This is a genomic window from Pseudomonas sp. GW456-E7 (assembly GCF_059424105.1).
This window is the reverse complement of the sequence record NZ_JBWKZB010000057.1, coordinates 1-13,829: the sequence shown is the minus strand read 5'-3', so window position 1 is coordinate 13,829 and position 13,829 is coordinate 1. Positions and strand designations below refer to the sequence as shown.

Below are 13,829 nucleotides of genomic sequence, written 5' to 3'. Positions count from 1 at the left end.
ACATATCCATTGCTGCGGTAACGGCGGCTTATGGTTTCGCCCTTCACTCGCCCCGAACGTACGGCCCCTCGCTGAGGCTCGGGGTACCTTCGGAGGGGGGGGGCGGTTGGATCAAGATCAAGAGCTGCAGGCGAGCTAACGCTCGGCCTGTAGGAACTGCCGCAGGCTGCGATCTTTTGATCTTGATCTTTCGCCTCTTCGGCATTGTCAAAAATCAAAATCAAAAGATCGCAGCCTGCGGCAGCTCCTACAGGGAGACGCGCACGGATCAGAATCAGGCCGGCCGGTAGGCCGCCTCGCTTTGCTTTTGCGGTGTACGCCCCCTCGTGAGGCCGAGCGCAGGTTCTGCGCAGTGGGCAACCCGGCATGGATGCCGGGTTAGCCGCCCCCGGCCATGGATGGCCGATGGCGGCGGGCTCTGTAGGAGCGAGCTTGCTCGCGAAAAACCTGAGAGCACCGCGGGGTGCCAGGCTTCCCGCATCATCGTTGACCTCCATCGCGAGCAAGCTCGCTCCTACAGGCTTTTCGAAAGTAACCCGCTGTAAGAGCGGAACCATAAGCCGTCGTTACCTGAATAACGGATATGTACCCGACAAAGCGCACAAACAAAAACGGCCTCCTGCTCTTCATATAAAAAGCAGAGGCCGTTCCCGGTACAACTCAACTCGCTACAGCAAGACAGATCTTACTTGCGGTCTTCCAGCTTGGTGATGTCACGCGACTCGTAGCCGGTGTACAACTGGCGCGGACGGCCGATCTTGTACGGGCTGGAGAGCATTTCTTTCCAGTGGGAGATCCAGCCGACGGTCCGCGCCAGGGCGAAGATCACGGTGAACATGCTGGTTGGAATGCCGATCGCCTTGAGGATGATCCCCGAGTAGAAGTCGACGTTCGGGTACAGCGAGCGCTCGATGAAGTACGGGTCGGTCAGGGCGATCTCTTCCAGGCGCATGGCCAGTTCGAGTTGCGGATCGTTCTGGATGCCCAGTTCCTTCAATACTTCGTCGCAGGTCTGCTTCATGACGGTGGCGCGCGGGTCGCGGTTTTTGTAAACGCGGTGACCGAAGCCCATCAGTTTGAACGGATCGTTCTTGTCCTTGGCCTTGGCAATGAACTTGTCGATGTTCGAAACATCGCCGATTTCATCGAGCATGGTCAGTACGGCTTCGTTTGCACCGCCGTGGGCAGGGCCCCACAGTGCAGCGATACCGGCGGCGATACAGGCGAACGGGTTGGCGCCCGAGGAGCCCGCCAGGCGCACGGTGGACGTCGAGGCGTTCTGCTCGTGGTCGGCATGGAGGATGAAGATCCGGTCCATGGCCTTGGCGAGTACCGGGCTGATCGGTTTGATCTCGCACGGGGTGTTGAACATCATGTGCAGGAAGTTTTCCGCGTACGACAGGTCGTTGCGCGGGTACATCATGGGTTGGCCCATGGAGTACTTGTAAACCATCGCTGCCAGGGTCGGCATCTTGGCAACCAGGCGGATCGCGGAGATTTCGCGATGCTGCGGGTTATTGATGTCCAGGGAGTCGTGGTAGAAGGCCGAGAGGGCGCCGACTACGCCGCACATGACGGCCATCGGGTGGGCGTCGCGACGGAAGCCGTTGAAGAAGGTCTTCAACTGCTCGTGAACCATGGTGTGGTTCTTCACGGTGCTGACGAACTGGGCCTTCTGTTCTGCGGTCGGCAGTTCGCCGTTGAGCAGCAGATAGCAGGTTTCCAGGTAGTCCGACTTTTCAGCCAGCTGTTCGATCGGGTAGCCGCGGTGCAGCAGGATGCCGTTGTCGCCGTCGATATAGGTGATCTTCGACTCGCACGAAGCGGTCGACATGAAGCCTGGGTCAAAGGTGAAACGGCCCGTGGCCGTCAGGCCCCGAACATCGATAACATCGGGACCAACGGTGCCGGTTAAAATGGGCAGCTCGACGGGGGCTGCGCCCTCGATGATCAACTGCGCTTTTTTGTCAGCCATGTGGCCTCCTATTTATGCTTGAAATCATCAGACAGACCCCCCACGCAGGGCCCGCACCACTATAGTGAGATAAATTCGAATGTCAATTTGCCTAAAGTCTTGCTCCAGAAGGCTTTAACCGGACTTTTTTCTCGAAATTGGCTGCCATTTACGCCTTTTATGTCAGTTGCGCAATCCGCTGTTTGGGTTAGGTCTTTGCGTTGTCATTAGTAGCCTAACTGTCTATACTCGGCCACCGACCGCCAGGGGCTTTTGGGCCTGCTTTATTGGGGGTCGCATCCCTGGGTGGTGGTTACCTGACCAGTGCACTCCCCAACAACTTTGCCCTGATTGTTAGGGGCTCTTCAGTGTGAAAAAAAAGCCGTGAAAAGCCAACGACCTGTAAACCTAGACCTAAGGACCATCAAACTCCCCATCACCGGCGTTACGTCGTTTCTTCACCGTGTTTCCGGCATCATCCTCTTCCTGGGCCTCGGCTTCATGCTTTATGCATTGGGCAAATCCCTGGGTTCCGAGGAAGGTTTTGCCGAGGTGAAGGCATGCTTGACCAGCCCGCTGGCCAAGTTCGTAGCATGGGGCCTCCTGTCCGCTCTTCTGTATCACCTGGTAGCCGGTGTGCGCCACTTGATCATGGATATGGGCATCGGTGAGACGCTGGAAGGCGGCCGCCTGGGCTCGAAAATTATCATCGCCGTTTCCGTGGTGTTGATCGTTCTGGCAGGAGTTTGGATATGGTAACCAGCGTTACGAACCTTTCGCGTTCCGGTCTTTATGACTGGATGGCGCAACGTGTGTCTGCGGTCGTTCTCGCGGCTTATTTCATCTTCCTGATCGGATACCTCGCAGCGAACCCGGGCATTGGCTACGACCAATGGCACGGCCTGTTCGCCCACAACGGGATGCGTATCTTCAGTCTGCTGGCCCTCGTTGCCCTGGGCGCTCACGCCTGGGTCGGCATGTGGACCATCGCGACCGACTACCTGACGCCAATGGCGCTGGGCAAGTCCGCGACTGCAGTACGTTTCCTTTTCCAGGCAGTATGCGGCGTTGCGATGTTCGCTTACTTCGTCTGGGGTGTGCAGATTCTCTGGGGTATCTGATTCATGGCTAACATTCCAACGATTTCTTTCGACGCCATCATCATTGGTGGTGGCGGTGCCGGCATGCGCGCAGCGCTGCAACTGGCACAAGGTGGTCACAAGACTGCCGTGATCACCAAGGTGTTCCCGACCCGTTCGCACACTGTATCCGCCCAGGGCGGCATCACCTGCGCGATCGCGTCTGCGGATCCGAACGATGACTGGCGCTGGCATATGTACGATACCGTCAAGGGTTCCGACTACATCGGTGACCAGGACGCTATCGAATACATGTGTCAGGAAGGCCCGGCTGCCGTTTACGAGCTGGACCACATGGGCATGCCGTTCTCGCGTACCGAGCAAGGTCGTATCTACCAGCGTCCATTCGGCGGCCAGTCGAAGGATTACGGTAAAGGCGGGCAGGCTGCCCGTACTTGCGCCGCGTCCGACCGTACCGGTCACGCGCTGCTGCACACCCTTTATCAGGGCAACCTGAAAGCCGGTACCGTGTTCCTGAACGAGTACTACGCTGTCGACCTGGTGAAGAACGGCGAAGGCGAGTTCGTCGGCGTGATCGCCATCTGCATCGAAACCGGTGAAACCACCTACATCCGCGCCAAAGCCACCGTGCTGGCGACCGGCGGTGCAGGCCGTATCTACGCATCGACCACCAACGCCCTGATCAACACCGGTGACGGCGTTGGCATGGCACTGCGTGCCGGCGTACCGGTACAAGACATTGAAATGTGGCAGTTCCACCCGACCGGTATCGCCGGCGCCGGTGTACTGGTTACAGAAGGCTGCCGTGGTGAGGGTGGATACCTGATCAACAAGCACGGCGAGCGTTTCATGGAGCGTTATGCTCCGAACGCCAAGGACCTTGCCGGTCGTGACGTTGTTGCCCGTTCGATGGTTAAAGAGATCATCGCCGGCAACGGTTGCGGTCCGAATGGCGACCACGTGATGCTCAAGCTCGACCACCTGGGCGAGGAAGTGCTGCACAGCCGTCTGCCAGGCATCTGCGAACTGTCGAAGACTTTCGCACACGTTGACCCGGTGGTTGCTCCGGTTCCGGTTGTTCCGACCTGCCACTATATGATGGGCGGCGTTGCCACCAACATCCATGGTCAGGCGATCACCCAGAACGCCGAAGGCGAGGATCAGATCATTCCTGGTCTGTTCGCTGTGGGCGAAGTGGCTTGCGTATCGGTTCACGGTGCCAACCGTCTGGGCGGCAACTCGCTGCTCGACCTGGTGGTATTCGGCCGCGCTGCCGGCCTGCACCTGGAAAAAGCGCTGACCGACGGTATCGAATACGACGACGCCACCGACGCCGACATCAATGCCGCCCTGGCCCGTCTGTCCGCCCTGAACGAGCGTACCGAAGGCGAAGACGTGGCTACCCTGCGTCGCGAGCTGCAAAGCTGCATGCAGAACTACTTCGGTGTATTCCGTACCGGCGAATACATGCAGAAGGGTATTGCCCAGCTGGCTGACCTGCGCAAGCGCATTGCCAACGTCAAGATCAACGATAAGTCGCAGGCGTTCAACACTGCCCGTATCGAAGCGCTGGAACTGCAAAACCTGCTGGAAGTGGCCGAAGCTACCGCCATCGCTGCCGAAGTACGTAAAGAGTCCCGCGGCGCTCACGCCCGTGAAGACTTCGAAGACCGTGACGACGAAAACTGGCTGTGCCACACCCTGTACTTCCCGGGTGACAAGCGCGTTACCAAGCGTGCCGTGAACTTCTCGCCGAAGACTGTTCCGACTTTCGAACCTAAAGTCCGGACTTATTAAGGGTGACCGCCATGTTGCAAGTCAGTGTTTATCGTTACAACCCTGATCAGGACGCTGCGCCGTTCATGCAGGAATTCCAGGTCGATACCGGTGGTAAAGACCTGATGGTGCTGGACGTGCTGGCCCTGATCAAAGAGCAGGACGAAGGTTTCTCCTATCGTCGCTCTTGCCGTGAAGGTGTTTGCGGTTCCGATGGCATGAACATCAACGGCAAAAACGGCCTGGCGTGCATCACGCCGCTGTCTGCTGTCGTAAAAGGTAACAAGTTGATCGTTCGTCCTCTGCCAGGTTTGCCGGTTATCCGTGACCTGGTCGTCGATATGAGCATCTTCTACAAGCAATACGAGAAGGTTAAGCCATACCTGCAGAACGACACGCCGGCTCCGGCCATCGAGCGTCTGCAGTCCCCTGAAGAGCGTGAAAAGCTGGACGGTCTGTACGAGTGCATCCTGTGCGCCTGCTGCTCGACTTCCTGCCCGTCCTTCTGGTGGAACCCGGACAAGTTCCTGGGCCCGGCCGCCCTGCTGCAAGCGTACCGCTTCCTGGCAGACAGCCGTGACACCAAGACGTCCGAGCGTCTGGCTTCGCTGGATGACCCGTTCAGCGTATTCCGCTGCCGCGGGATCATGAACTGCGTCAACGTATGTCCGAAAGGCCTGAACCCGACTAAGGCCATCGGTCACATCCGTAACATGTTGCTCTCGAGCGGCGTGTGATTCAGCTGCTGTACCCGCTGTACCCGTAGATGCTGCGGCGCAGGCTTCAACCGGCGCCGTAGTTTTAACCTGAGCAGCAGCTTAAAAGGCTGCGGCTCTTATTTTGAAGAAATGAGACAAGCAGGGGCATCCGGGCTGGTACCCGGACTATCAGTGTGATCCTAGTGGCTTGTTTTGGTCGCTGCATTCGGACTTCTGCAAGTTTGCTCGGTGTCGACACCGGTGGTGTTCCCCTAACCGAGGGTGACCAAGCATGCAAGAAAGCGTGATGCAGCGCATGTGGAACAGTGCCTACCTATCCGGTAGTAACGCTGCCTATGTGGAAGAGCTTTATGAGCTCTACCTGCACGACCCTAACGCTGTGCCAGAAGAGTGGCGCACCTACTTCCAGAAGTTGCCTGCTGACGGCAACTCTGCCACCGATGTTTCGCACTCCACAATTCGCGATCATTTCGTCTTGCTGGCAAAGAACCAGCGCCGCGCCCAACCGGTTTCCGCCGGCAGCGTGAGCAGTGAGCACGAGAAGAAGCAAGTTGAAGTGCTGCGATTGATCCAGGCCTACCGTATGCGTGGCCACCAGGCAGCCCAGCTTGACCCGCTGGGGCTGTGGCAGCGTCCTGCACCTGCAGACCTGTCGATCAATCATTACGGCTTGACCAATGCCGATCTTGATACGACCTTCCGTGCCGGCGACCTGTTCATCGGCAAAGAGGAAGCGAGCCTACGCGAAATTCACGAAGCGTTGCAGCAGACATATTGCCGCACCATCGGCGCTGAATTCACGCATATCACCGATTCCGAGCAGCGCCAGTGGTTCCAGCAGCGTCTGGAAAGCGTGCGCGGCCGTCCGACGTACTCCGCCGACATCAAGAGCCACCTGCTCGAGCGCGTGACCGCCGGTGAAGGCCTGGAAAAATACCTGGGCACCAAATACCCGGGTACCAAGCGTTTCGGTCTGGAAGGCGGCGAAAGCCTGATTCCGATGCTCGACGAGCTGATCCAGCGTTCCGGTTCCTACGGCACCAAGGAAATCGTCATCGGCATGGCCCACCGTGGCCGTCTGAACGTGCTGGTCAACACCTTCGGCAAGAACCCGCGCGAGCTGTTCGACGAGTTCGAAGGCAAGAAGAAGGTCGAGCTCGGCTCCGGTGACGTGAAATACCACCAGGGCTTCTCGTCCAACGTGATGACCACCGGCGGTGAAGTTCACCTGGCGATGGCGTTCAACCCGTCCCACCTGGAAATCGTTTCCCCGGTGGTCGAAGGTTCGGTTCGCGCCCGTCAGGATCGTCGTAACGACCCGACCGGCGAGAAGGTTCTGCCGATCTCCATCCACGGTGACGCTGCTTTCGCAGGTCAGGGCGTGGTCATGGAAACCTTCCAGATGTCGCAGACCCGCGGTTTCAAGACCGGCGGTACCGTGCACATCGTGATCAACAACCAGGTCGGTTTCACCATCAGCAACCCGCTGGACTCGCGTTCCACCGAGTACGCGACCGACGTTGCGAAAATGATCCAGGCGCCGATCCTCCATGTGAATGGTGATGATCCGGAAGCCGTATTGTTCGTGACCCAGCTGGCCATCGACTACCGCATGCAGTTCAAGCGTGACGTGGTGATCGACCTGGTCTGCTACCGTCGTCGCGGCCACAACGAGGCCGACGAGCCAAGCGGCACCCAGCCTCTGATGTATCAGCAGATCACCAAGCAGCGCACCACCCGTGAGCTGTATGCCGATCGTCTGACTCAAGGCGGTGTGCTGGATGCAGAGCGTGTTCAGGCGAAAGTCGACGAATACCGCAACGCGCTGGACAACGGTCTGCACGTTGTGAAAAGCCTGGTCAAAGAGCCGAACAAGGAACTGTTCGTGGACTGGCGTCCGTACCTGGGTCACACCTGGACCGCGCGTCACGACACTCGCTTCGATCTGAAGACCTTGCAGGAACTGTCCGCCAAGCTGCTGGAAATCCCGGAAGGCTTCGTGGTCCAGCGCCAGGTTGCCAAGATCTACGAAGACCGCCAGAAGATGCAAGCCGGTGGCCTGCCGATCAACTGGGGCTACGCCGAAACCATGGCGTACGCGACCCTGGCGTTCGAAGGTCATCCGATTCGCATGACTGGCCAGGACATCGGCCGCGGTACGTTCTCGCACCGTCACGCTGTCCTGCACAACCAGAAAGACGCGGGCACCTACATCCCGCTGCAGAACCTGTACGACGGTCAGCCGCGTTTTGACCTGTACGACTCGTTCCTGTCCGAAGAAGCGGTATTGGCGTTCGAGTACGGTTACTCGACCACCACGCCGAATGCCCTGGTTATCTGGGAAGCCCAGTTCGGCGACTTCGCCAACGGCGCCCAGGTTGTAATCGACCAGTTCATCACCAGTGGCGAGCACAAGTGGGGCCGTCTGTGCGGTCTGACCATGCTGCTGCCGCACGGTTATGAAGGTCAGGGTCCGGAGCACTCCTCGGCTCGTCTGGAGCGTTACCTGCAGCTGTGCGCCGAGCACAACATTCAGGTGTGCATGCCGACGACGCCGGCTCAGATCTACCACTTGCTGCGCCGTCAGGTGATTCGCCCGCTGCGCAAACCACTGGTAGTCCTGACTCCGAAGTCGCTGCTGCGCCACAAGCTGGCCATCTCGACGCTGGAAGATCTGGCCGAAGGTTCGTTCCAGACCGTCATCCCGGAAATCGATGCCCAAGACCCGAAAAAGGTCGAGCGCGTTGTTCTGTGTAGCGGCAAGGTCTACTACGACCTGCTGGAAAAACGCCGTGCCGAAGGTCGTGACGACATCGCCATCGTGCGTATCGAGCAGCTGTACCCATTCCCTGAGGACGACTTGAAAGAAGTCCTGGCTCCTTATACCAACGTCAAACACGCCGTTTGGTGTCAGGAAGAGCCGATGAACCAGGGTGCCTGGTACTGCAGCCAACACCACATGCGTCGCAGCATCAGCAACCTCAACAAGTCTCTCGTACTCGAGTACGCGGGCCGTGAGGCTTCTGCTGCACCTGCATGCGGTTACGCATCGATGCACGCCGAACAGCAGGAAAAACTGCTGCAAGACGCCTTTACTGTTTAACGCCTTCGCGCACCTGAAACCGAATTTAAGGAACCACAGACAATGGCTATCGAGATCAAAGCCCCCACTTTCCCGGAATCGGTTGCCGATGGCACCGTTGCCACCTGGCACAAACAACCGGGCGATGCGGTCAAGCGCGACGAACTGATCGTCGACATCGAAACCGACAAAGTCGTGCTGGAAGTGCTGGCTACCGCTGACGGCGTGCTGGGCGCTATCGTCAAGAACGAAGGCGACACCGTTCTGTCCGACGAAGTCCTGGGCTCCATCGTTGAAGGCGGCGCTGCTGCTGCCGCTCCGGCTGCCGCTGCTGCTCCGGCCGCTGCTGCCGCAGCTTCAGCTGCCGGCGCTGACGAAGACGCTATCGCCGCTCCAGCCGCTCGCAAGCTGGCCGAAGAAAACGGCATCAACCTGGCTTCCGTCAAGGGCACCGGCAAAGATGGCCGTGTCACCAAGGAAGACGTGGTTGCCGCTGTCGAAGCCAAGAAAGCTGCTCCTGCTGCCGCACCTGCCAAGGCTGCTGCTCCGGCTGCCGCTGCTCCTGTGTTCGCTGCTGGCGACCGCATCGAGAAGCGCGTACCTATGACCCGCGTTCGTGCCACCGTGGCCAAGCGTCTGGTTGAAGCCCAGTCGAACATGGCGATGCTGACCACTTTCAACGAAGTCGACATGACAGAAGTCATGGCGCTGCGTTCGAAGTACAAGGATCTCTTCGAGAAGTCCCACAACGGCGTGCGCCTGGGCTTCATGTCCTTCTTCGTGAAAGCGGCCACCGAAGCACTGAAGCGCTTCCCGGCTGTCAACGCTTCGATCGACGGCGGCGACATCGTTTACCACGGTTACGCTGACGTCGGCGTTGCAGTTTCCAGCGATCGCGGCCTGGTAGTACCGGTTCTGCGTAACGCCGAACTGATGAGCCTGGCTGAAATCGAAGGCGGCATCGCCACCTTCGGCAAGAAAGCCCGCGACGGCAAACTGTCGATGGACGAAATGACCGGTGGTACGTTCACCATCACCAACGGCGGTACTTTCGGTTCGATGATGTCGACCCCGATCGTCAACCCGCCACAAGCCGCCATCCTGGGCATGCACAACATCATCCAGCGTCCTATGGCCATCAATGGTCAGGTCGTTATCCGTCCGATGATGTACCTGGCACTGTCCTACGATCACCGTCTGATCGATGGCAAAGAAGCTGTGACCTTCCTGGTGACCATCAAGAACCTGCTGGAAGATCCGGCTCGTCTGTTGCTGGATATCTGATAGAAGCAGCCATGAGCTGCAAGCCCGTGCTGTCGGAAAACCCGCAGCCTGGCTTGCCGCTCGCGGCTTGAAGCTTTTCGCTAAAGAGGATTTTTTGAATGTCGCAGAAATTTGACGTAGTAGTGATCGGTGCGGGCCCTGGCGGTTACGTCGCTGCCATCAAGGCCGCGCAGTTGGGTCTCTCCACTGCCTGCATCGAGAAGTACACCGACAAGGAAGGCAAACTGGCTCTGGGCGGTACTTGCCTGAACGTCGGCTGCATTCCTTCCAAGGCCCTGCTGGACAGCTCGTGGAAATTCCACGAAGCCCAGGACGGTTTCGCGATCCACGGTATCAATCACGCTGGCGTGACCATGGACGTGCCAGCGATGGTCGGCCGTAAAGCCAACATCGTCAAAGGCCTGACCTCCGGTGTTGCGACCCTGTTCAAAGCCAACGGTGTGACCTCCATCCAGGGTCACGGCAAGCTGCTGGCCGGCAAGAAAGTCGAAGTCACCAAGCCTGATGGCTCGGTAGAAATCATCGAAGCCGAAAACGTCATCCTGGCACCAGGTTCGCGTCCGATCGACATTCCGCCAGCTCCGGTTGACCAGAATGTGATCGTCGATTCGACTGGCGCTCTGGAATTCCAATCCGTTCCAAAACGTCTGGGCGTGATCGGCGCTGGCGTGATCGGTCTGGAACTGGGTTCGGTCTGGTCGCGTCTGGGTGCAGAAGTGACTGTCCTGGAAGCCCTGGACACCTTCCTGATGGCAGCCGACACCGCTGTTTCCAAGGAAGCGCTGAAAACCCTGACCAAGCAAGGTCTGGACATCAAGCTGGGCGCTCGCGTCACCGGTTCCAAAGTGAACGGCGACGAAGTCGTGGTGAACTACACCGATGCCAACGGCGAACAGAACATCACTTTCGACAAGCTGATCGTAGCCGTTGGTCGCCGTCCAGTGACCACTGATCTGTTGGCTGCCGACTGCGGCGTGACCCTGGACGAGCGCGGTTTCGTGCACGTTGACGATCACTGCGCTACCACCGTACCGGGCGTTTACGCCATCGGAGACGTGGTTCGCGGCATGATGCTGGCGCACAAGGCGTCCGAAGAAGGCATCATGGTTGTCGAGCGCATCAAGGGCCACAAGGCCCAGATGAACTATGATTTGATCCCTTCGGTTATTTATACTCACCCGGAAATCGCGTGGGTTGGTAAAACCGAGCAGGCCTTGAAAGCCGAAGGCGTTGAAGTTAACGTCGGCACCTTCCCGTTCGCAGCCTCCGGCCGTGCCATGGCTGCCAACGACACCGGTGGTTTCGTCAAGGTGATCGCAGATGCCAAGACAGACCGCGTACTGGGCGTCCACGTGATTGGCCCAAGCGCTGCCGAACTGGTTCAGCAGGGCGCGATCGGTATGGAATTCGGCACCAGCGCTGAAGACCTGGGCATGATGGTTTTCTCCCATCCGACCCTGTCTGAAGCCTTGCACGAAGCTGCTTTGGCAGTGAATGGCGGCGCCATCCACATCGCCAACCGCAAGAAGCGTTAAGACATAATAAGAAACCACGGCGGCGTGGCCCGTCGTGAGCCTTGCATGCAAGACTCACCGCGGAATATCCGCTGGACGCAGTCTTGCGTAGCTGCACCGGTTGTCCGGAAAGGCTACGCAAGCAGCAGTCACAGGTGGTGCGGCACTGAACAGTGCAGCACCGAATGCGCAGTACCTAACGAAGACGGTAATAAGCATGAATCTTCACGAGTATCAGGGTAAGCAGCTGTTCGCTGAGTACGGCCTGCCAGTATCCACCGGTTACGCGGTAGACACCCCGGAAGCAGCAGCAGAAGCTTGCGACAAAATCGGCGGCAGCGAGTGGGTTGTCAAAGCCCAGGTCCACGCCGGTGGTCGCGGTAAAGCGGGCGGCGTCAAGCTGGTTCGCAACAAAGAAGACGCCAAAGCCTTCGCACAGCAGTGGCTGGGCAAGCGTCTGGTGACTTACCAGACTGACGCCAATGGTCAGCCAGTCACCAAGATCCTGGTTGAATCGTGCACTGATATCGCTAAAGAGCTGTACCTGGGCGCTGTCGTTGACCGTTCGAGCCGTCGCATCGTGTTCATGGCTTCCACCGAAGGTGGCGTGGACATCGAGAAAATCGCTCACGACACGCCAGAAAAAATTCTGAAGGCCACTATCGATCCACTGGTTGGCGCTCAGCCATTCCAGGGTCGCGAGCTGGCTTTCCAGCTGGGTCTGGAAGGCAAGCAAGTTGCCCAGTTCGCCAAGATCTTCGTAGGTCTGGCCAAACTGTTCCAGGATCACGATCTGGCCCTGCTGGAAGTGAACCCGCTGGTGATCAAGGCTGACGGCGATCTGCACTGCCTGGACGCCAAGATCAACATCGACGCCAACGCCATGTACCGTCAGCCTAAGCTGAAGACTTTCCACGATCCGTCGCAGGACGATCCGCGCGAAGCGCACGCTGCCAAGTTCGAACTGAACTACGTAGCGCTGGAAGGCAACATCGGTTGCATGGTCAACGGTGCCGGCCTGGCCATGGGTACCATGGACATCGTCAACCTGCATGGCGGCAAGCCAGCCAACTTCCTCGACGTGGGCGGCGGTGCTACCAAGGAACGCGTTACCGAAGCGTTCAAGATCATCCTGTCGGACACTAACGTCGCTGCAGTACTGGTCAACATCTTCGGCGGCATCGTTCGTTGCGACATGATTGCCGAAGGCATCATCGGCGCGGTGAAAGAAGTCGGCGTGAAAATCCCGGTTGTTGTTCGCCTTGAAGGCAACAACGCTGAGCTGGGCGCTAAAGTACTGGCAGAAAGCGGTTTGAACATCATCGCTGCTACCAGCCTGACCGACGCTGCTCAACAAGTTGTCAAAGCTGCGGAGGGCAAATAATGAGCGTCCTGATCAATAAAGACACCAAAGTTATCTGCCAGGGTATTACCGGTTCGCAAGGTAGTTTCCACACCCAGCAAGCCATCGAGTACGGCACCAAGATGGTTGGTGGTGTAACTCCAGGCAAAGGCGGCACCGAGCACCTGGGCCTGCCAGTGTTCAACACCGTGAAAGACGCCGTAGCGGCCACTGGCGCCACCGCCAGCGTGATCTACGTTCCGGCTCCTTTCTGCAAGGACTCGATCCTGGAAGCTGCTTTCGGCGGCATCAAGCTGATCGTCTGCATCACCGAAGGCATTCCTACCCTGGACATGCTGGACGCTAAAGTTAAGTGCGACGAGCTGGGTGTTACCCTGATCGGCCCTAACTGCCCAGGCGTGATCACTCCAGGCGAATGCAAGATCGGCATCATGCCAGGTCACATTCACTTGCCAGGCAAGGTCGGTATCGTTTCCCGTTCCGGCACCCTGACCTACGAAGCTGTGAAGCAGACTACTGACGCCGGTTTCGGTCAGTCGACTTGCGTCGGCATCGGTGGTGACCCGATCCCGGGTTCGAACTTCATCGACATCCTGAAGCTGTTCCAGGAAGACCCGAAGACCGAAGCGATCGTGATGATCGGTGAGATCGGCGGTTCGGCTGAAGAAGAAGCGGCTGCCTACATCAAGGCACACGTGACCAAGCCGGTTGTTTCCTACATCGCTGGTGTGACTGCTCCTCCGGGCAAGCGCATGGGCCATGCTGGCGCAATCATCTCTGGCGGCAAAGGCACTGCAGACGAGAAATTCGCTGCTCTGCAAGACGCAGGCGTTAAAACCGTGCGTTCGCTGGCAGACATCGGCAAGGCCCTGGCCGAGCTGACCGGTTGGGCTGTCAAGTAAGCCTCTCGCTAGACTGACGCTTCACCAAACAAAGGCCACCTTCGGGTGGCCTTTGTCGTTTCTGAAGATCAAAAGATCGCAGCCTTCGGCAGCTCCTACATGAGATCGCGTTTCCCTGTAGGAGCTGCCGAAGGC

10 protein-coding genes are annotated in these 13,829 nt (G+C 58.5%); 9 read left to right on the top strand and 1 reads right to left on the bottom strand.

Annotated elements, in window-relative coordinates:
• Positions 1-685 precede the first annotated feature (685 nt).
• Positions 686-1,975 (bottom strand): citrate synthase, encoded by a 1,290-nt coding sequence (gltA, locus tag AC07YV_RS26175; protein WP_007977501.1) that lies wholly within the window; start codon positions 1,973-1,975, stop codon positions 686-688.
• A gap of 363 nt (positions 1,976-2,338) precedes the next feature.
• Here gltA and sdhC point away from each other — a divergent pair, with 363 nt between their 5' ends.
• The 9 genes from sdhC (at position 2,339) to sucD (ending at position 13,694) form a co-directional block, all read left to right on the top strand.
• Positions 2,339-2,713, top strand: a complete 375-nt coding sequence (gene sdhC / locus AC07YV_RS26170) for a succinate dehydrogenase, cytochrome b556 subunit (RefSeq protein WP_015096190.1) — start codon at positions 2,339-2,341, stop codon at positions 2,711-2,713.
• Positions 2,707-3,075: a succinate dehydrogenase, hydrophobic membrane anchor protein gene (gene sdhD, locus AC07YV_RS26165; RefSeq protein ID WP_007977503.1), complete on the top strand. Its 369-nt coding sequence runs from the start codon at positions 2,707-2,709 to the stop codon at positions 3,073-3,075. The genes sdhC and sdhD overlap by 7 nt, the downstream gene beginning before the upstream one ends.
• A gap of 3 nt (positions 3,076-3,078) precedes the next feature.
• Positions 3,079-4,851 carry a succinate dehydrogenase flavoprotein subunit gene (sdhA, locus tag AC07YV_RS26160; RefSeq protein WP_102701986.1) on the top strand — a complete coding sequence of 591 codons (1,773 nt, stop codon included), beginning with the start codon at positions 3,079-3,081 and terminating at the stop codon, positions 4,849-4,851.
• Positions 4,852-4,862: 11 nt separating this feature from the next.
• Positions 4,863-5,567, top strand: coding sequence for a succinate dehydrogenase iron-sulfur subunit (locus AC07YV_RS26155; RefSeq protein ID WP_003223007.1), 705 nt, complete (start codon positions 4,863-4,865; stop codon positions 5,565-5,567).
• A 253-nt stretch (positions 5,568-5,820) separates the two neighbouring features.
• A complete protein-coding gene (locus tag AC07YV_RS26150) occupies positions 5,821-8,652 on the top strand; it encodes a 2-oxoglutarate dehydrogenase E1 component (RefSeq protein WP_102701985.1) in 2,832 nt (943 codons plus the stop codon).
• 42 nt (positions 8,653-8,694) lie between these two features.
• On the top strand, positions 8,695-9,915 hold the full coding sequence (gene odhB / locus AC07YV_RS26145) for a 2-oxoglutarate dehydrogenase complex dihydrolipoyllysine-residue succinyltransferase (protein ID WP_102701984.1): 1,221 nt from the start codon (positions 8,695-8,697) through the stop codon (positions 9,913-9,915).
• Positions 9,916-10,013: 98 nt separating this feature from the next.
• Positions 10,014-11,450, top strand: coding sequence for a dihydrolipoyl dehydrogenase (gene lpdA / locus AC07YV_RS26140; protein WP_007977515.1), 1,437 nt, complete (start codon positions 10,014-10,016; stop codon positions 11,448-11,450).
• Positions 11,451-11,646: 196 nt separating this feature from the next.
• Entirely contained in the window at positions 11,647-12,813 is a 1,167-nt protein-coding gene (gene sucC, locus AC07YV_RS26135) for an ADP-forming succinate--CoA ligase subunit beta (protein WP_003223015.1), read from the top strand.
• Complete coding sequence (gene sucD / locus AC07YV_RS26130) at positions 12,813-13,694, top strand: succinate--CoA ligase subunit alpha (protein ID WP_003223019.1); 882 nt, start codon at positions 12,813-12,815, stop codon at positions 13,692-13,694. The genes sucC and sucD overlap by 1 nt, the downstream gene beginning before the upstream one ends.
• Positions 13,695-13,829 lie beyond the last annotated feature (135 nt).

What these genes read in the sequence shown, in the direction of transcription:
- odhB (WP_102701984.1), top strand. Translation starts at nt 8,695, where the DNA reads ATGGCTATCGAGATCAAAGCCCCCACTTTCCCGGAATCGGTTGCCGAT.
- sdhD (WP_007977503.1), top strand. Translation starts at nt 2,707, where the DNA reads ATGGTAACCAGCGTTACGAACCTTTCGCGTTCCGGTCTTTATGACTGG.
- sdhA (WP_102701986.1), top strand. Translation starts at nt 3,079, where the DNA reads ATGGCTAACATTCCAACGATTTCTTTCGACGCCATCATCATTGGTGGT.
- sucD (WP_003223019.1), top strand. Translation starts at nt 12,813, where the DNA reads ATGAGCGTCCTGATCAATAAAGACACCAAAGTTATCTGCCAGGGTATT.
- sucC (WP_003223015.1), top strand. Translation starts at nt 11,647, where the DNA reads ATGAATCTTCACGAGTATCAGGGTAAGCAGCTGTTCGCTGAGTACGGC.
- gltA (WP_007977501.1), bottom strand. Translation starts at nt 1,975, where the DNA reads ATGGCTGACAAAAAAGCGCAGTTGATCATCGAGGGCGCAGCCCCCGTC.
- AC07YV_RS26155 (WP_003223007.1), top strand. Translation starts at nt 4,863, where the DNA reads ATGTTGCAAGTCAGTGTTTATCGTTACAACCCTGATCAGGACGCTGCG.
- AC07YV_RS26150 (WP_102701985.1), top strand. Translation starts at nt 5,821, where the DNA reads ATGCAAGAAAGCGTGATGCAGCGCATGTGGAACAGTGCCTACCTATCC.
- lpdA (WP_007977515.1), top strand. Translation starts at nt 10,014, where the DNA reads ATGTCGCAGAAATTTGACGTAGTAGTGATCGGTGCGGGCCCTGGCGGT.